The organism is Lysobacterales bacterium, assembly GCA_014946745.1.
GTDB lineage: Bacteria > Pseudomonadota > Gammaproteobacteria > Xanthomonadales > Xanthomonadaceae > Aquimonas.
The window spans coordinates 21,398-39,646 of sequence record JADCRD010000003.1; the positions used below are offsets into that span (position 1 = coordinate 21,398).

Annotated in this window: 16 protein-coding genes; 6 read left to right on the top strand and 10 right to left on the bottom strand. The window is 63.2% G+C overall.

Annotation, left to right across the window (positions count from 1 at the left end; translation table 11 throughout):
• The first annotated feature begins 305 nt into the window (after positions 1-305).
• Positions 306-1,844: an RICIN domain-containing protein gene (locus H4O13_16070; GenBank protein ID MBE5316910.1), complete on the top strand. Its 1,539-nt coding sequence runs from the start codon at positions 306-308 to the stop codon at positions 1,842-1,844.
• Between the two features lie 315 nt (positions 1,845-2,159).
• On the top strand, positions 2,160-3,248 hold the full coding sequence (locus H4O13_16075) for a xylanase (GenBank protein MBE5316911.1): 1,089 nt from the start codon (positions 2,160-2,162) through the stop codon (positions 3,246-3,248).
• Between the two features lie 261 nt (positions 3,249-3,509).
• On the opposite strand, the gene H4O13_16080 is transcribed toward H4O13_16075, so the two are convergent.
• Both H4O13_16080 and H4O13_16085 read right to left on the bottom strand, forming a co-directional pair.
• On the bottom strand, positions 3,510-3,938 hold the full coding sequence (locus H4O13_16080) for a helix-hairpin-helix domain-containing protein (GenBank protein ID MBE5316912.1): 429 nt from the start codon (positions 3,936-3,938) through the stop codon (positions 3,510-3,512).
• 191 nt (positions 3,939-4,129) lie between these two features.
• Complete coding sequence (locus H4O13_16085; protein ID MBE5316913.1) at positions 4,130-4,903, bottom strand: sulfite exporter TauE/SafE family protein; 774 nt, start codon at positions 4,901-4,903, stop codon at positions 4,130-4,132.
• Between the two features lie 398 nt (positions 4,904-5,301).
• Here H4O13_16085 and H4O13_16090 point away from each other — a divergent pair, with 398 nt between their 5' ends.
• Positions 5,302-8,178, top strand: coding sequence for a hypothetical protein (locus H4O13_16090; protein ID MBE5316914.1), 2,877 nt, complete (start codon positions 5,302-5,304; stop codon positions 8,176-8,178).
• A 160-nt stretch (positions 8,179-8,338) separates the two neighbouring features.
• Here H4O13_16090 and H4O13_16095 read toward each other — a convergent pair whose 3' ends face one another.
• From H4O13_16095 to H4O13_16115, 5 genes are all read right to left on the bottom strand, one after another.
• Positions 8,339-8,644 (bottom strand): hypothetical protein, encoded by a 306-nt coding sequence (locus H4O13_16095; GenBank protein MBE5316915.1) that lies wholly within the window; start codon positions 8,642-8,644, stop codon positions 8,339-8,341.
• A gap of 66 nt (positions 8,645-8,710) precedes the next feature.
• On the bottom strand, positions 8,711-10,084 hold the full coding sequence (locus H4O13_16100) for a right-handed parallel beta-helix repeat-containing protein (protein ID MBE5316916.1): 1,374 nt from the start codon (positions 10,082-10,084) through the stop codon (positions 8,711-8,713).
• Between the two features lie 336 nt (positions 10,085-10,420).
• Positions 10,421-11,260: a hypothetical protein gene (locus tag H4O13_16105; GenBank protein ID MBE5316917.1), complete on the bottom strand. Its 840-nt coding sequence runs from the start codon at positions 11,258-11,260 to the stop codon at positions 10,421-10,423.
• A gap of 141 nt (positions 11,261-11,401) precedes the next feature.
• Positions 11,402-11,851 (bottom strand): hypothetical protein, encoded by a 450-nt coding sequence (locus H4O13_16110; GenBank protein ID MBE5316918.1) that lies wholly within the window; start codon positions 11,849-11,851, stop codon positions 11,402-11,404.
• 81 nt (positions 11,852-11,932) lie between these two features.
• Positions 11,933-12,340, bottom strand: a complete 408-nt coding sequence (locus tag H4O13_16115; protein ID MBE5316919.1) for a hypothetical protein — start codon at positions 12,338-12,340, stop codon at positions 11,933-11,935.
• A 559-nt stretch (positions 12,341-12,899) separates the two neighbouring features.
• On the opposite strand from H4O13_16115, the gene H4O13_16120 reads away from it, so the two are divergent.
• The 3 genes from H4O13_16120 to H4O13_16130 all read left to right on the top strand — a co-directional run bounded on the left by H4O13_16120 (position 12,900) and on the right by H4O13_16130 (position 15,855).
• The gene (locus H4O13_16120) at positions 12,900-13,871 is read left to right on the top strand and encodes a phosphatidylinositol-specific phospholipase C (protein MBE5316920.1); all 972 of its coding nucleotides are present in this window, start codon (positions 12,900-12,902) and stop codon (positions 13,869-13,871) included.
• Positions 13,872-13,944: 73 nt separating this feature from the next.
• Positions 13,945-14,595, top strand: coding sequence for a flagellin (locus tag H4O13_16125; GenBank protein ID MBE5316921.1), 651 nt, complete (start codon positions 13,945-13,947; stop codon positions 14,593-14,595).
• Positions 14,596-14,838: 243 nt separating this feature from the next.
• On the top strand, positions 14,839-15,855 hold the full coding sequence (locus H4O13_16130; GenBank protein ID MBE5316922.1) for an IS110 family transposase: 1,017 nt from the start codon (positions 14,839-14,841) through the stop codon (positions 15,853-15,855).
• 408 nt (positions 15,856-16,263) lie between these two features.
• Here the strand turns inward: H4O13_16130 and H4O13_16135 are convergent, their stop codons facing one another.
• The 3 genes from H4O13_16135 to H4O13_16145 form a co-directional block, all read right to left on the bottom strand.
• Positions 16,264-16,680, bottom strand: a complete 417-nt coding sequence (locus tag H4O13_16135; protein MBE5316923.1) for a hypothetical protein — start codon at positions 16,678-16,680, stop codon at positions 16,264-16,266.
• 508 nt (positions 16,681-17,188) lie between these two features.
• Positions 17,189-17,560, bottom strand: a complete 372-nt coding sequence (locus H4O13_16140) for a hypothetical protein (GenBank protein ID MBE5316924.1) — start codon at positions 17,558-17,560, stop codon at positions 17,189-17,191.
• 386 nt (positions 17,561-17,946) lie between these two features.
• The gene (locus H4O13_16145; protein ID MBE5316925.1) at positions 17,947-18,165 is read right to left on the bottom strand and encodes a hypothetical protein; all 219 of its coding nucleotides are present in this window, start codon (positions 18,163-18,165) and stop codon (positions 17,947-17,949) included.
• Positions 18,166-18,249: the final 84 nt, after the last annotated feature.

The following is an 18,249-nucleotide window of genomic DNA, read 5'->3' on the forward strand; positions in this document are numbered from 1 at the left end:
CGAGCGCCAGCCGTGCCCTGGCGTGTGTCCAGACAATCGACGCCGAGCTGCGGGCGACACGAAGATCTCGCGCAACGCAGCGACGGAGGCCGAACGGGATGGATCGGGTCGGTCTGGGGCGCTCCCTCTGAACATCACGCTGAACGGTGACGGCAGTCACTTTGCAAAAAAATGTGTACGAGTAAGGTTCTCGCCCGAATGACACCGTTGTCAATGACTGCCATCAGAGCGCGCGAAACCACGTTGCGGGCGTGGCTCGGCCACGGTGCTTGCCCAAACACTCCGCCATCCCTTCGGGAAACACGATGATCAAGCAACTTCTCGCCGTAGCCATTGCCCTTATCGCCAGCAACCACGCGCTCGCACAGGCCATTCGGGACGGACGGTACGCCCTGATTAACCGCCACAGCAGTCTCGCCTTGGATGTGGTGGCCGGCGGCACGCAGAACGGCGCGCGCTTGCAGCAATGGGGCTACGCGGGGAGCGCGAACCAACAGTTTGATCTGGTCTATCAGGGCTCTGGCTATTACTCGATCAGAGCCGCGCACAGCGGCAAGGCGCTGGATGTCGCGGGCATAAGTACGGAGATTGGCGCGGTCATCCAGCAGTACACGTGGGCGAATCAGGCCAATCAGCTGTGGCGAATCGCCGCGACGGATTCCGGCTACTACACACTGACGGCAAAGCACAGCGGCCAAGCGCTCGACGTGTGGCAAAGAAGCAGGGACAACGGCGGCGAGGTTCGCCAGTACACCCTCAACAACGCCTCTAATCAGCAGTGGAGATTCCAGTCCGTCAGCGTGCCATCGGGCAGTGCTCCGGTGGTCACTGGATTCGCCTCAATGCCGGGTGCGAATGGCATTCGAACAACTACGGGGGGCGGAACCGCCGCGCCGAGCGTCGTCACCAGCTGCGCGGCGCTGCAAAGTGCGCTCACCGACAGTGCCGCCCGAGTCATTCACATTCCCGCGAACGTGACGATTGACTGTCGTACCGCGCCGCGCACGCAAGCGGTCTGTGAGGTTCCCTGCTCAGGATCAGGCAAATCCACCTACCGCGTTCGGGTCGGCGCGCAGACGTGCACCGAGCTTGGGTCAAGAACCAACGCGACGGTCAACCGACTCCGAAACGAAACCCGAATCCAAGCCAAATCGAACAAGACCTTGCTGGGGCTTGGCACGGGCTCGCGCATCCTCGGCGCCAACATTGTCATCAGCGATGCTAACAACCTGATTTTCCGAAACTTCACCCTCGAAGACGTCAATCCCCACTTGGTTGAAGCGGGCGGTGGAATTGACATGAGCGATGTCACGCACGTCTGGATCGATCACGTCCGCTTCCGCATGATCAGCGACGGTTATGCCGACATGAGCAATGCCAAGAACATCACGCTCAGCTGGAATCACTTCGACGGCTACAACCCCAACACCTGCGACAATCATTTCAGTTACACGATGTTCGCTGACGACAGCACGGTCACCTTCCACCACAACTTCTTTGACCGCGCGGCGGGCCGCAACCCCAAGCTCAACAAGAGCCAGACGCGTGCACACCTCTACAACAACTACTGGTACGACATCACCTATTTTGCGACCAATACGGGAAACGGCGCCCAGGCAAAAATCGAAGGCAACTACTACGAAAACGCCTCCCGCCCGCACTGGAACGAGTCGGGCCTGATAGATGCCAACTTGGCCTCCAACCGCTACACCGGGCGATCGGCAACCGACAGCTACCGCCACACGGGCAGCAGGGTTTTCGGAGATGTCACCCTCTATCCCTACCGGCTGGACAACGTGGATACCCTGCCGAATCTGTTGCGCAGCCGGACGGGGCCTCAGTGAGGCCTGCCGATAGCAGGCTGTTTTTCGACGTCTCGCCAAAGACTGCTCCGCGTCAAGTCGACTGCGGAGCAAACCCGATTGAAATCTGTCCGAGCCAAACTCGCGATACCGGCCACCCTGACGACGCGCGCCGCGCGCCGAAACTCCTGAAACAGTGATCTTGGAGAACTCACCGTGCGACTCTCTCGTCTGACCCCGTGGCGCCTGGCCGCCGTGACCTTGTGCCTGCTGGGCGCCTTTACGAGCGCTGCGCTGGCTCAAACGGTCAACATCAACCCGAACACCACGTATCAGACGATCCGGGGTTTCGGCGGCATGAACGGCGCGGGTTGGATACCCGATCTCACCCCGGCACAGGTGGAAACCGCATTCGGCAATGGCAGCGGCCAGATGGGCTTGTCGATCATGCGCATGCGCATCGACCCGGACCGCGCCAAATGGCCGACCCAGCTGCCGTCGGCACAGCGCGCCAGAGCGCTGGGCGCCACGCTGTTCGCCACACCCTGGACACCGCCCGCCGCTTGGAAGTCCAACAACAGCCTCATCAATGGCGGCAGCCTGCTGAGCTCCCGCTACGGCGATTACGCAGGCCATCTCCTGAGCTTCGCCAGCTACATGAGCGCGGGCAATGCCGCGCTCTATGCCATCTCGCTTCAGAACGAGCCCGACTACGCGCCCGACTACGAAAGCTGCCGCTGGACAGCCGGTGAGTTCGTCAGCTTCCTGCGAAGCCAGGGCTCACGCTTCAACGGCATCCGGGTGATCGCGCCCGAGGCCTTGGGTTTCAACAAGGCGCTGTCCGACCCGATGCTCAATGACAGCACGGCCGTGCAGCATGTCGACATCATCGGCGGCCACCTCTATGGCACCTCGCCCAGCGACTACCCGCTGGCGCGCAGCAGAGGCAAAGAGCTGTGGATGACCGAGCACTTCACCGACAACACCGATGCAAACAACTGGACGGCCGCCATGCCGGTTGCCAGAGAGCTGCACAGCAGCATGGCCTCGAACTACAGCGCCTACGTCTGGTGGTACATCCGCCGCTCCTACGGCCTGCTGACCGAAGCCGGCACCATCAGCAAGCGCGGTCATGTGATGGCCCAGTTCGCCAAGCACGTACGCCCCGGTTTCGTCCGCATCGCCGCCACGGAAAAGCCCCACTCCGACGTCTTCGTCACGGCCTACAAAAACTCCGCCGGCCGACTGGTGGTGGTCGCAATCAACACAGGCACCTCGCAGCGGCGCCTGGTGCTGACCATGCAGGCGGGCTCGGCGAGGTCGTTCGTGAAGACGCGCACCTCGGCCGCCCACTCCAACGAATTTGCCGGCACCTACGCCGTGAGCGGCGGCAGAGCCACTGCCTTCGTCGACCCCGGCAGCGTGAACACCTTCGTCAGCCAGTAGGCGGGCAGACCTCGATTCACCCCCGCCTTGCGCCGCTGAGGGCGCAGGTCGGGGCGGGTCCAAACCATCGAGCGGACCCAAACCCTGCGGCTGGACGCGCCCCCGACGTGCACAACCGGGGGCGCAAGCCGCGGTCGGCCAAAAGGCCAGACCGCTTTGGCTCTCGTGCATCGGGTGGCGGGTGGATGTGTGGGCCCGGTCGCTCGGACGAACGCGTTGGCGCGGGTGAGAAGACAGAACCCGCTCGCGGGTTTCCCAGAGTCAACGCAGCTTCTTCTTCCTGCTGTCGGCGGGCGTGGAGATAAACGCCGGCAGCGCCGATGGCGAAGTCGGTCGCCGAGTCGGCGCGACAGGACCGGCCTGATCCGCCTCCGTTGATGTCGCGAGCAAGGCGGCGGACAGCGGCCTGCCATACCTGCGCTTGCGCTCTTCGGTGTAGTCCCACCAGGGCCTGGGCGCCGCGCCCCCCAGGAAGTCGGTGACTGACATCAGCACATCGAGCACACAGGGGTCCTGGCGCGTCCCCGAGGCGATGCAGAGGGCCTGGTACAGATGCCATGGATCAGCCCCGACGAGCTGCGAGGGCTGGGTAAACCCGAGAAGCTCGAAGTCGCCAGCCGATGCCGGCCCGATGTTCGGAAGGTCCGTGAACTTTGCGACCCTGCTCCTGATGACCTTGGCGGGATTCATTTTGGCAACCCCCTGGGTTGAGACGGGCAGCGGAGCCGCTACCGCTCCTGCGAACGGTTGGGCCAGCCCGGCGTGAGGCCCTCTTGGGCCCGCACTCTGCCACCCGCTGAGGGTGCGGTCATAGGCGGCAAGTCAGACGAGCTGGGCGCTGGCGAACACGACTTCAGCCCGGACTTGCCCCGGACCTTTTGCTAAAGCAGGCCGGTGACCAGCCCCAGCCCGATGAACACGAGCAGCACGGCCACCACGCGCTGGATCAGCGGCAGGGTCACTTTGTGCAGGTAGCGATTGCCGAGCACCGCACCGAGCAGGGCCGCCGCCACCGCCGCGGCAAGCACGGGCAGTGCGTCCCCGGGCAGCGCGGGTGGCATGGCCCCGGCGTAGACCGCAAGGCGCGAGACATCGACGAGCACGGCGATCACGACGCCGGTGCCGACGAAGGCTTCCTTCGACAGACCCGCCCGCACGAGAAAGGCCGAGCGCAGCGCCCCCTGCATGCCCGACAGCCCCCCAAAGAAGCCACTGACCAGCCCGCCAACGAAGAGGTGACGCGGCGCGAAGGAGAGCCCGCGGAACCTCGGCGCCACCTCAAGCAACGCAAACAGCAGCAGGGCCGAACCCACCACCAGCTTGACCGGCGTGACCTCGATCGCCGCGCCAAGCGCGCTGTAGGAAACAACCGGCGGCGCCGCGGACAGCCTCGCCAGCAGCCAGGCCCCGAGCAGGGCAGAGGCGATCGAGGGCAGGCCGAAGCGGGCAACGATGCCGAAGTCCGCCTGTCGCCCGATCAGCGCCAGCTTGAACAACCCGTTGAGGAAGTGCACAACCGCAGTCATCGCCACCGCGAGCTCGACCGGAAAGAACAGCGCGAACGCCGGCAGGAGCAGCGTGCCCAGCCCGAAGCCAGAGAAGAAGGTGAGCGCCGACGCCGCAAAGGCCACCAGGCAAATGATGAGAAAGCTCATGGTGTTGCGGGCCCTCTCGCCCATCCGCGGCCGCGGGCGGCCTCTCTCCGACCTGCATCATCGCGCAGCCGGGGCATGTCGTACCGCCCGACTCTGACAGCGTGACTTCAAGCCGCAGAGAGCCGGGGCAGACCGCTAGGGCGGCGGCCGGCTCGACATCACTCCAAAGACCTCTCGGCGCGGGCGCCAGCGTCCCCGGCCATGCGGCGGCGCCAGAGCTTGCGCACGTCGGTCTGGGTCCTGGACCCAGGACAGCGGCACCGGCGCGAGATCGGCATCCGCCGCGCCCTCGGCAGCACGGCCTTCGCAACCGCGTGCCGCGTGCCGTGATCCCTCGGGGCACTCGAATACGACAAGCCGTGTGCAGCCGTCGCTCTCACCCATCGAAGGAATTCCCCGTGCGCTGTTTTCTGCTTTTCTCCGCCCTGCTCCTCAGCCATACAAGCGTCGCAGGTCCAGCGCTGTGGACCAGCACCGGCCCCCACGGAGGCGGCCTGACTCATCTCGCGACCACTGCCGCCAGTCCGGACACGGTCTACGTCGCCAGCAGCTTTGCGGTCTTTCGCAGCAGCGATAGCGGGGTCAGCTTCAGTCGCCGCGCCGGCGCTCAGGATCTGGGTTTCATCGTGGACGTGGTCGTCAGCCCGACCGATGCCGATCGGGTCTATCTGCTGACGAACACGGGCGTCATGCGGTCCGTCGATGGCGCCGGCAGCTTTGCTCCGGCGAGCACGGGACTGCCGACAGCGAACTTCGTCCCCCGCGACCTCGCCATGCAGCCCGGCACGCCGGACACGCTGATCCTGACCTCCAACAGTCACGGCGCTTTCCGCAGCACCGATGGCGGCGCCAGCTGGGCGGCCATCGCCGCGGGCACCCTGCCCACCACGCTGTCACAGGTCGCGTTTGATCCGAACGACCCTGCACGCGTACTGATCAGCCCGTGCCCGCCGGATGACGGTTCAACCTATGCCGGAGCACCGCTGTATCGCAGCACCGATGGCGGCGTGAGCTTCAGCGCGGCCACCGTCACCGGCGCGCCACCGGAACTGGCCACCTGCACCGCCGCGCTGGCCTTCAGCAGCACCACCCCCGGCGTGGTGCTGGCGACCGAGGGCAACGGGCCGCTGCAACCCTTCAACACGCTGCTGCGCAGCACCGACGGTGGGCTCACCTTCGCGCGAAGCGCGCCAGGCCCGGCACCCACGTTTTCAATCGCCAGCTTCAACTTCGTACCCGGCACACCCTCCGTCGTGCTGGCCGCCAATGCGCGCGGCAGCCTGCAGCGCAGCATCGATGACGGCCTGACCTTCGCCGCGGCGTCGACACCGACCCTTCCCGGCCCGAGCGCCGCCCTGGAAAGCCAGGTGGTCACCAGCAAGCCCGGCGACCCGAGCGTGCGCTACTTCATCTCCCGCGGTGCCGGCTTCTTCCGTTCGACCGACTCGGGTGCCACCTGGACCGAGAGCAATGCCGGCATCGGTGCCGTCAATGTCCGCGCCATCGCGCTCAACCCGGCCAACCCGGCGCAGGTCTACGCAGGCCATGCGGAGTCGGAAGGCCCGGCCGTCACCTGGCCGTTCTTCAGAAGCAGCGACGCAGGCAGCAGCTGGAACAGCACCGGCAGCAGCTTCGCGCTTGACTGGATTCGCGGGCTGCTGGTCGACAGCAACACCGCGGCAACGCCAGCGAGCACCGTGATCTACGCGGTCGGTCGTGACATCGCGCCGACCAGCCAAGTGCTCCGCCTGCGCGCCAGCGGTGTCGCCAAGAGTACGGATGGCGGCGCCACCTGGATCAACCTCAACAGCTTCGCCGGACTGGGCCCCGCCCCCAACCCGCCAGTCGCCCAGCTGGGCACCGTCCGCACCATCGTGCCCGACCGCAGCGTGGTGAGCGGTGGCACGTGGACCAAGCTCTACCTGGCCGCCAGCGGAAACGGCACGTGCAGCGCCGTCGGCGGCACCGTCAACCTCACTGTGCCCAGGCTGTGGCGCACGCTTGACGCCGGTGCGTCGTGGAACACCATCAGCACCGCCGGCAGTACCAGCGTCGGCAGCGATGGCCTACCCACCGGTGAATGCGTAAACGCTGGCACGGTGGCGGAGCCCTTCGCGGTTGCCGATTTTCCGATTCCGGTGCCACTGGTGGTCGACCACGCGGATCCGAACACCCTCTACGTGGGTACCTACCTGCGCGGCTACAACAGTCAATCGAGCTACACCCCGAACGCCCCCAATGGCGTCTTCAAGAGCACCGATGGCGGTGTCAGCTGGACCCTCTCGTCGACGGGCCTGCCCCTGCAGCCGGGGTCGACAAGCAGCCACTATGCGGTGCTGGCGCTGGCCATGGATCCGACCAATCGCAACCTGCTGTACGCCGCGGTCAACCCCTTCCTCGACAACAGCAGCTTCATCGGCAACGTCTACAAGTCGACCAACGGCGGCAGCAGCTGGGCGCCGGCCGGCAGCGGCCTCGCCGGACAGGACATCCGCGCGCTGTTGATCGATCCAGACAACTCACTGCGGATCTTCGCCGCCAGCGGCGGCAGCTCGCTCAATCCCGGCGGCGTCTTCGTGTCCGAAGATGGCGGCGCCAACTGGAACTCGATCAGCGCAGGCCTGCCGCTGAGCTCGGCCACGGCCCTGGCGATCGACAACAGCGACCCCGCCGCGCCAGTCCTCCATGCCGGCACCCGCACCGGCGTCTACAGCTTCACCCGTGTCAGCGATGGCGATGGCGACGGCGCCGCGAGCGCTCCGGAAAATGCCGCGCCCAACGGTGGCGACGGCAACGGCGACGGCCAGCCCGACAGCGGCCAGAGCAACGTCGCCAGTCTGCCCGGCACGTCATCCGCCGCGCAGCGTGCGAGCTTGCCCTTCACTGTCAGCCTGACGCCGCTCAGCGGAACCTGCAGCCGTTTGTACGATGTGATTGCGGTGCCGTCCGACACCTTCGCCGCCGACCCGCAGGTGCAGAAGCCAGACGGCGCCTTTCGCTTCGAAGTGGCCGACTGCAGCAGTGCGCGCATCAGCCTGCGCATTCACGGCGGCAGCTTCGACGCCGACAGCTTCGTGCGCGCCTTCGGTGCACGCGTGCAGGGCGACCCGCTCAGCATCGGCTGGAACACGCTTGACGCCAACGTCGCCGGCGACACCCTCAGCTTTGTGTTGAACGACAACGAGGCCGGCGATGCTCGCCAGGACAGCGGCCGCATCCTGTTCCAGGGTGGCCCGGCGTTTGAGCGACCGCTGTTCAGCGACGGCTTCGAGTAAGCGCGCACGGTCGGCTGCAGCGCGGCTTGCGCGACGGCCTGCGCATTGATCAGGTCGTTCCTCTGCGCACGCACGAACGACGACACCCCTTTGCGGGCACCCGCCGCCGCACCTCTCGGCCTTCCGCGCTCACGCGCCGGGCCGGATGGCGCGCGCCGACTCAAGCCCCAAAGGGAAACAGCTCCGCATCAAGCCGCACGAGTGCTGCGAGGATGCCGCCCCGCGTGTGCTTGCCACGCAGGGCGGCATCACCGCTCGCCTCAGACGCGAACTCGAACCTCAGATGCACGGTCTTGCGGATCGGATCCGCCTGGATCGACGCGGCGCGCAGCTCGGCATGGACCTCGCCGAGCAGCGCGCGCTGCAGCGAAAGACGCAGCGCGACGGGAGTGAGCGGAGTGTCGATGCAGGTGAGGTCGTGCGGTGCGCTCGCAGCGCGAGATTCGGAACTCCGGACACGCGCCATACGTGCAAGGCTCGAACAATCCAACCAGAGCGATGCCCGTACTGCCCGCTTGTCTGGCGCCCGCCGCTACTCGAACCCATCGCGGAACATCGGCACGGCCGGCGCACTCTCACCCGGGCCCGCGTCGCATTGGCTGAAGCCATCGCCATCGTCATCGCGCGGCCGCGGATTGGACCGTGCGTCGACCTGCGCACAGCGGTTGAAGTCGGTGGCCGACTGCCCGGCGGTGGGCCCGTAGGCGTCGAAGATCGGGCTGCCCGCCGCGAAGGTCAACAGCGGCACCGGATCGGTGCTGGACACGCGACCGTAGCCCGCAATCCGTACATCGCTGCTGGCAAAGCCCGCGGCGGTGCAGCCGCCGCCACCGAAGTTGGCGATCGCTGACGCAGGCATGGCTTGCAGCGCGCAGAGGCCGCCACGCGAGGGTCCGAACACATTGCCGCTGAAGCCCCTGATCGTTCCGGAGAGCTGCGCGACGTGATTGGTGTTGTCGAAGAACGCGTTGTGCCGCATGGCCAGTGTGCCGCCGTCAATGGCAACGGCGGTCGGAAACAGGGCGGTGGGCGAGGAGGCGTTGCGATAGAAGCTGGTGTTCTCGATCCGGACCTCGCTGTTGAAGGCGGTCAGCGCGGTGCCCTGATCCGCATAGTTGTCGGCAAAGGCGACCCGATTCAGCGAGATCACACCACCGGCAGCGGCGTAGATCACGCCACCAGAATCGCTGGCACGCAGTTGGTTGTGGGCGAACTCCGTGTCTTCCGCTTCGAGAGAGCTGCCGCCTGCAAGATAGACGATGCCCTGTTGAGCACCAGGGCCTCCGTTGAACAAAAATCTGGAGCGCCTCAAGGTGAGGGTGCCGCGGCGTTGGTAGATGGCCGCACCTTGGCTGTTGCCGATTCCCGTAACGCTGGCAGCACGGATCGTGCTGTTTTCCAGGGTGAGGTTGCCGTTGGCGTAGATCGCACCTCCCGTCGAATTGTTGGCGCTTGAGGCGGCCGTGCAATTCGTCAGTTCCACGTTGGTCAGGGTGATCGTCCAGGGCGGCATGCCGGGGCGCGGATCGGTGGCGATGCAGCCGCCAAAGCTCGTTGTGGCTGCCGAGTTCACGTCGGCAATCACATTCAGGTTCGCCAGACTGAGTGTGCCGAGGATTCCACTCAACGCAAAGATGAAGCCCGAGCGAGGCGTGATCACGCGGGTCCGTACTTGCCCTGTGATCGAGAGACTGCGTCTGAGCTCCGGCAGCGGCTCCGTCAGCACGATCGGATCGGCTGAGGGCAGGATCTCGATGAGGTGCGGGTCACCTGCCGTGAGGTTGGCATCGAGCACAGCCTGACGCAGGGAGCCCGCGCCGCTGGCGTTACCGTTCGTCACGGTGAACGTGGCCGCGTCGGCTGCGAGATTCACGACCAGGCAACCGAGGAGCAGAAGCGCGCGCATGGCAGACCTTTTAGAAAAAGAAACCCGGGATACGCGCTGACGCGGCCTAACCCGACATGCGGATCCGAGGCCGGCTCTTCAGGACCTTTCGTCCATCGTTGGCGCTGATCACCGACGTCCGCTTCGGGCGGAGCCGGGCGCATGCCGTCGACCCGAACGATGAGCCGGGGCCTATGGCACAACATGCATTGACGAAGGATTCCACATGGACTCGGGCGCGGACGCTCAAGTCAGGTGCGGGTGCGCCGGAAGAAAGTGAACCCGCAACGCGGGCGGAGTTTTCTCAGCCCTGTTGAAGCAGGGGACGCGATCATTCCCCGTAACGCTCGCAGGCGCTCAGTCCAAGGCCTCGAACCCATTGCCAAACACCGCCACCGTAACGGCATAACGCTCGATGTAGCGCGCGGCGCTGGGCGGGCGGTTGCCATGCACGACCTGATAGGCATGCAGCGCAGCCACGGGCGCAGAAGCATCCTGCAGAACGGCGGCGCCGCCGACCACGCTACGGCTGTCGATCGCCGCGCCATCCCGCAGCAGTGTCACCGTGGACGCGCTGCTGGCGACGTCGAAGCGCAGGGGCTGGGCCGAGGTGTAGTCGTCGTCAGTGCGCTCGCCGTTGTCATCTTCAGCACGCAACACCGGCGGCGCATCGCATAGCTCCATGTTCGGATCATCTGATGGCCCGACGAACTGAACATCGCCGCGGACCTCCGTGCAGGCATCCAGCAGATTGCAGTAGGTCGCGGTGTACATGACCGCCCCCGGACCGTTGGCGAGCATGCCGTTGGTGCTGAGCAGCAGCGAGATGTCCAGCGCGACCCCGCGGACCACGATACGGGTCGGCGTCTCCTCGATGATCGCGGCGGACCCCACATCGCCACGTCGAAAGCGAAAGCCCGGCGGCCATACCGGCCTCGGGGTGATCTCGTACACCATCACCCCCGATGAAGTCGCCACATTCTCGATGCGAAACCTGTTCTGGACAGGCAGGCCGTTACCCACCTCGATGCACAGGCTCAGCGCTCGAACCGTCTGGATAGGCGCAACGCCGAACTGCACGCCCACGCGCGGAGCAGTGAAGGTGTAGGTGCCCGCCTCGGCGAGCGAAGCCGAGCCCGCGGCCCAGAGCAACAGCAACAGCGCAGCAAGGCGCGACCGGGTGAGAAATGCGTTCACTGGAGAGACCCCTGTGTGGACCGAGCATGCCCGCACACCGCGCTCGCGGCTTCGGGCTCCACCCAGAAAGCGTAGGGCGGCGGCCCACCCCTTAAGGCAACACGGATCAAGGCCAGGAGGGACTTGATCCGTGGTCGCGAGTCACAGCTCGACCGGGTCAACGCAGAACTCACGCAGCTCCTCAACGACACCGAGGCTCGCGCTCTTGCACCGGAAGAGCCAGACCTGCGGCTCAGCGCGCAGACTTCCGCCGCCTGTTGCGTCGGAATCGCCGAGAACCAAGAAGAGTTCGCCATCAGCGTCCTGAGCCAACCCGACCAACACGAACGAGTCGATGCCCTGACCCACCTCGGACGCGTGAAAACTGCGCCGGGATTCAAGTGCGGTGGCGACGCAAGGCATCACTTGGGTATCGATCTCTCCCGCGCGCATGCGGCCGTACTCGGTAGAACCCTTCCCTGATAGTTCAGCCAGGGCTGTTTGGAACGAACGTTCCATCGTCGGGATTGCGTTGCGGTGCGCGACACCGGAGCAGCCCGCCACCAAGAGCAGGCACATCAGGACAGCGATGCCTCGGGCAACGATCAGCATGAATCACGTCCTTGAGAGCGGGGTCGACCCGCCTCGGGCGTAAACGCTGGATGTCGTGCTGAAGCCTGCATCGACACGGAATCAGCCCGCTTTGCAGAAGCCGAAGCGCGTTCTCCAGGCATAGAGCGCCCCAGGAAGACCGAAAAAGAGCAGGAACAACAGGGCATTGAGGGTCGAAGGCTCGGCGCGCGACGTCGAGGCGACCGGGCCTGCGCCCAGCGTGGAGGCGAGGTACCACACGCCGGAGCCGAAGACGACGGCGCCAATGATGCTGCCGACAAACTGCCGAGGACGCCCTTTCGAAACACAGGCAAACGAGATCAGAAAGCAGAAGCCGGCGAATGCGTAGAAGAAAAGCCGCTTATCGCCTTCTTCGGGAGAAGCGATGAGTACCATCATGGCCCCAATCAGCAGCGTGAACCCGCCGAGAAGTAGTCGAGCGCCGAGACTCAAGTCCTCATCGGCTTCCTGATTCTGTCCACCGTTCATTGTTGGCCCAATGATTGAAAGGGGAGGTGCGGGGAATGGTAATGCTCATCGGCGATTGTAGAGGAAATGAATCGAACTCCGTATTCGCCGTTGCCAGCGCAAGGCGTTAGCAAGTGAACGCGAGCGCTTAATCTGAGCCTGAGATCTGAATACTGGGTCACAAATCGTCCTGTCAGATTCGACAGGTTGTGAGATTGCGCCCCCCTCAGTACGCTGCACCACAGGTCAGCCTGGTGCGATGGCGAACCTCCGTTGACGACGGGCGTGTTTAATCGCCCAGGGCTCTGCTGCTCTCAGTTTTCATGGTGTTGCGCGGCCCGGCAGATATGTGTCCATGGCGGGCTTGGAAGGGCGCCCATTCAAGTCATTCTCCAAAGCCCAAGTTCTAGGAGTTTCTGAGTTTCTGGGTCTCGGGGTTGGCGTTGGGCAACCGGACTCGACAGATAGCAAGACATCCTTGACTTAAACAGCCTAGTCCACAGCCCTTTGGTCTGAAGCGACGCCAGAGGCCGTAATTGATGCGTCAGCAGCAACTGTACGTCCACCACCCGAGATGCCCATGACCAATCAAACACAGACTACCTACAGCGGTGACTTGTCGAGCTGGATGTCGGGCTTGGACGATGCGTTGACGATGGCCCAGCTGTCGGTGCCGGGCACGCACGACTCGGGGACGAAGAAGATATCTGCCGGTCCATCCCACACGCAGAATTTTGGCATTGCCCAGCAGCTTGCAGACGGCATTCGATTCCTCGATATACGGCTCGCCAAGAGCTCGCCAAAAACGCCCGATGATCCACTCCAGGTTAATCACGGCAGCGTCTCCTGTGACATCACTTTTGGCGATGTTCTGAACCACTGCAGCGTCTTTCTCGCTGCAAATCCGCGCGAAGTTATTTTCATGCTGGTCAACGATGCCTACGGCGATGCAACGGATCCCACGGTGTACGACGGATTCCAGGCCTACCTGGGCAACCCTGCCTATCAGAATCTATTTTGTGTGAGCGCGACGCCGGCCCGGCTCGCGTTGTCGCAGCTGCGCGGAAAGGTGGTGTTGCTCCGTCGCTTCTTCGCGCCGGACGGCGTTGAGCTGGGATTGAATCTCCAGGAGCAGGGGAAGAATTTCGCAGGGGTCGGTTGGCCCAATAAGTACAGCTATACCTTTGATACCACCACCCCCGACGGCCAGACAACGCTGCATATCGAAGACCAATACAAAACGCACGATACCAGCCAGAAAATGCAGGCGGTTTCCGCTGCGCTGGACAAAGCGGCGGCCACTCCGACGGATGGCACGCTGTACATCACCTTCAACAGCATCGCTTTCGCTTCGGGGCATACGCCCTACCAGTACGCGTGGTCCGTCCAGGGTGCGATGAACCCAGCCCTCGAAGCCTATTTCTCCAACAAGTTCGCGAATTCGACGAGCCCGGCGCGTCTGGGGTTCGTCGTGCTCGACTTCTACAACAACGAAACCGGCCACCTGGACAACCGCAATGTGCAGACGGTGATCGGCACCAATTTCGGATAACGCTCGGGCGCGTCAATGGCGCATCGGGGCATCTCGTGGAGCCACTACAGAGGGTGTTACTGACATGACGACCATGCACGACAACGACTTCACGTTCAACTTCCCCGGCTTGACGCATGTGGGCTTTGTGGAGCGCGACCACTCCATCAGCAGCGGCCAGCCCTATGGCGGCGTCAGCATCAAGAACAGCAAGACCGTGACGGTCAAAGCCGGGCGGCACAAAACGTCGGAGGTGGCGCATTGGTTCAAGCAAGCGGTGCAAGGCGGTGGCGGCATCGCGCTGACCTACTCCGACACCTCGCCTGAGGAGCTGAACTTCGCTGTGCGCGGCACGCTGACCCTGGTCATCAACAACGTGACCTACACCGCCGAAAACTTCGTGCTGGCGCAAGGCAGCACCCCGACCGGCGGCAATAACTGGTGGCTGGGTTCGGCACAGATGTCCGCCATCACCCACAGCAATGTCACCCTCGACTATGCGACCGCCATCGTGGAAGCGACCCTGGGCTATGTGGTCGACATCGTGACCGAAGACCCGATTGGCGCCGTTGAAGACAGCGCAAAGCTGATCGTTGCGGCGCTGCAAAAGCACAAGGTCGGCTCGGGCCAGGTGCCCTTTACCCTCAGCACGGCCAACAACGCCGTCGAACTGCTGCTGTTCCAAGTGTCGGAGAACCACGACACCGATGGCTCGATACTCACCGGTACCTACACCGCTCCGTAATCCGCTGTTCACTTGAGCCGCGGGGCGAAGAGTAGGCCAATCGGGTAAATACGCACAGGCCGCTTCATCGTGATGAAGCGGCCTGTTCTTTTTGCTCGGGACTGGGTCCGAAGCGGGGTCCGCACACTTTCCATTACGGAGAAAGTGAACCTGAAGACTCATCGCGCCGCCCCCGACTGCTGACAGGACAGTCCAAGGTGCGGAACCTAGCTGGCTCATGTCCAGCAGCAGTAGGAGGCGGCGATGACACTGTACGCAGCGATTGATCTTCATTCCAACAACGGGGTGCTGTCCGTCATCGACGAGCAGGACGAAGTGGTGTTCGAGCGACGTTTGCCGAACAGCTTGGAGCACGTGCTGCAGGCGCTTGGGCCCTTCCTCAATGCGCTGAAGGCGCTGGCGGTGGAGTCGACCTACAACTGGTACTGGCTGGTCGATGGCCTGATGGATGCCGGCGTTGATGTTCGTCTGGTGAACACGGCCGCGATTCCGCAGTACGCAGGCCTGAAGCATGGCAATGACCACACGGATGCGCGGCATCTTGCCCATCTGCTGCGCCTGAACCTGCTGCCCGAGGGCTACATCTACCCGCGTGAGCGACGCGGCGTGCGCGATCTGCTGCGACGACGCTTTCTGCTGGTTCGCCAGAGCGTGACGCTGACCAATTCGCTGCAGAGTGCGTGGTCGCGGCGTATGGGCCACGGCATCCGCACCAACGACCTGCGGCAGCTGACCGGCGAGGCGATCGAGAGCACGTTCATGGACGTTCATGAGCGCCTGGCGGTGCTGTCAGAACTCAAGCTGTTGCAGTGTTTGCACAGCCAGGTCGACCAGATGGAACGCTGGGTGCTGGAGTCGATCCGTTGCACGCCCGAACTGCAAGCGCTGCGCAGCGTGCCGGGTATCGGTGTTGTGCTCGGTAGCACCATCCTCCTGGAGACGGGCGAGATCTCACGCTTCGAAAGCGTCGGCGACTACGCCTCGTACTGCCGCATGGTCGAGAGCACGCGGCTCTCCAACGGCAAGAAGAAGGGCAGCGGCAACGCCAAGTGCGGCAACCGCTACCTGAGCTGGGCGTGGATCGAAGCCGCGAACTTCGCGATCCGCTTCAGCCCCGAGATCCGCCGCTGGTTCGATCGCAAGGCGAGCAAGAAGCCGCGCCCGGTGGCGATCAAATCCGTGGCCCACAAGCTGGCACGCGCCGGCTACCACCTGATCAAAGACGGAGGCCACTTCGATGTGAAGCGGGCGTTCGGCTAAGCACACCGGCGGCGCCTGAGGTCGGAACATGGGGTTGGTTTGCAACCACCAGATCTGAATGATCCAGGCGTCGTCGGACCCGATTCAAAGGCAGGGGCCGCCTGCCCGGCGAGCCAACGAAGGGTTGGACGCGCACCGCGCGAACCACGTTACCTGTGCAGCCAAAACCGGCCACATGGACGCCAGGGCAGAACCGATGAGTGTTTGGGGCAGCGATGCCTGGGGCTCCCGAAGGAGCCTAGATCCAAAATGGTGACTGGTGCGGCCAAGAGCCGCAGCCACACGTGAACACAGGCGGGGACGGTCAAGCCAAGAGCGGGTCAGCAGGAATAGAGAGAAGCCCGGGAAGCGGGAGGAGTTTTGTCAGCCCTGTTGACACGGGCGGCGCAATGGTGACCCCGTTATTTGTTAGCCTCGTTTGCCTCTAGATCGTTCGCAATCGCTGTAGAAGCTTTCAATGAGACCTACGGTCTCGCCTTGGAACCTCAGTGTCCAACCCAACATCTGAGCGACGCCGGCATCTAGCAAGGAAATCCCTTGGGATGAGCGAAAAATCATGTAATCGCCAATGGCTGTTTTCCCTTCTTCTACTGTGTAATTGAGTTTGCCTACGAGTTCCTGCTTCAGTGAAGTCAGATCCCCCGTTCCTTTGTGGATTGAAACGGTGCCATTCTCCGGCGCATTGTAGAAATAGAAGTGCGATACGGTTGAATCTTGGCCTAGGCTGAGCGCATAACCCTCAGGAAGTGAAAACTGGCACTCCTGAATGTCTATCATTAGGCTTGCCGAGGCATTCGTACAGAAAGCGAGCGTCAGAATGAGCACGTTGGCCCAACGCTGAGTGGATGTTCCAATTCTTGCGTGCACAAATAGCTCTCTCAAAGAGAAGGTGCGCGAGGGGTTGGACTAGAGTGCGAGCCAAGATGTGGCAAAGCAAGACTCGACCCCGGTTTTGCTTATGACCCCGGTTTTGCTTAGGTGTTGACTTCGAGATCTAGACGCCTACTCTCAAAGCTCGTATGTGTGCCATTAACTTGCACGGCCAAACGATAGGAGCAGCCGGAACGGGGTCAGGTACACTTCCCGTTACGGAGAAACTGAACCTGATCCCGTAACTCGTGGTCGGGTTCGTTCGCTATCGCGAACAAGGTGAACCTGACCCCGTTCTTGCCGGGACAGTTTTTGTGATGACACATCAAGCGCCTTCAGTTATCGGATGATCACACCAATGACGGCGGGCAGGCTTAGGGCCAAAATCTGCCAACGACCACGCCACGCATGTGGCAAAAACAAGGCCTGCCTCCGGATTCTCGGAATCCGAAAACAGGAATAACTAGGCCGGTTCGCCGGCCTGCGGAAGATCTATCGTTAGATAAATGCGCTGCAAGAATAGCTGCTCGGCCAAGTCGATCGGAACCGCAAATCCATCCGGGTCAGCAACTGCTGAAAGCTTGACGGACACATCCGGGTCCAATGCAAGAAGTGCTGGCCGCTTTTCCTCGAACCAGGAGACAATTTGTTGAAGCGGCGACGTGGGCGGCTCCGCAGACACCACCCAGTCACGCATCCAGATCGATTGTCGCCGGATGAGGCCACTCGGGCGCGCCGTACCCAAGGCATGCTCCTTAAGACGACTCTCACCGAGTACAGCTTCCAGAGCGGCAAGATCCGCATTGGGAGAGTTGACGATCAAAGTGGCGCGCATTTTTGCTTACCTAAACTAGAGTAAGGCCGCGCCGCGATGCGGAGCCGGCTTGGATAATCAAAAAGTCGGGGGTCAGAAAGATCCGAGTACAGCTCTTGTCTTGCCACATCATTCTCCTGACCATCGGCGCGCGAGCCGTCTGATCGGAACGGGGTCGATCGGAACTGAGCCACGGGCACTTTCCATTACGGAAAAGTGAACCTGATCCCGTTATTCAGTGCTACAAAGCTAGACTAGACCCCAAGCTCCGCGATGAAATCAAGCTGACCCACGTGGAAAAACAATATAACTCCGTATTCCTCCCTCGGATTGCCGGGAACGGGATCCGCCTGACCATCAGTTGCGGGGAAATGAGCCTGACCCAAACGTGAGGCAGCCTTGCGACCTCAGTCGCCATAGCGTGTTACCAGTGCGGTGCGAGCCTGGTCCAACAGCGCCGCATACTCTGGGTGGAAGGGCTCCGCAAGCTGCTTTTCGAGTACGCCCGCCAAGGCCCAGAGCGCGTTGCGCTCGGGAACCTCAACGACCGCATCAAGCCGCTCCGATGCGAGTAGCCCGAACAACACTAGAGCTACGTCGTCCTCAATTGTTAGCTGGACCGCCACGATGACTCCCTGATGCTGCCAAACGGTTAGCTTGCAGCAGCAGGGCAGCAACGACTGCGACAACCTGACCGAGTGCGAATCCTA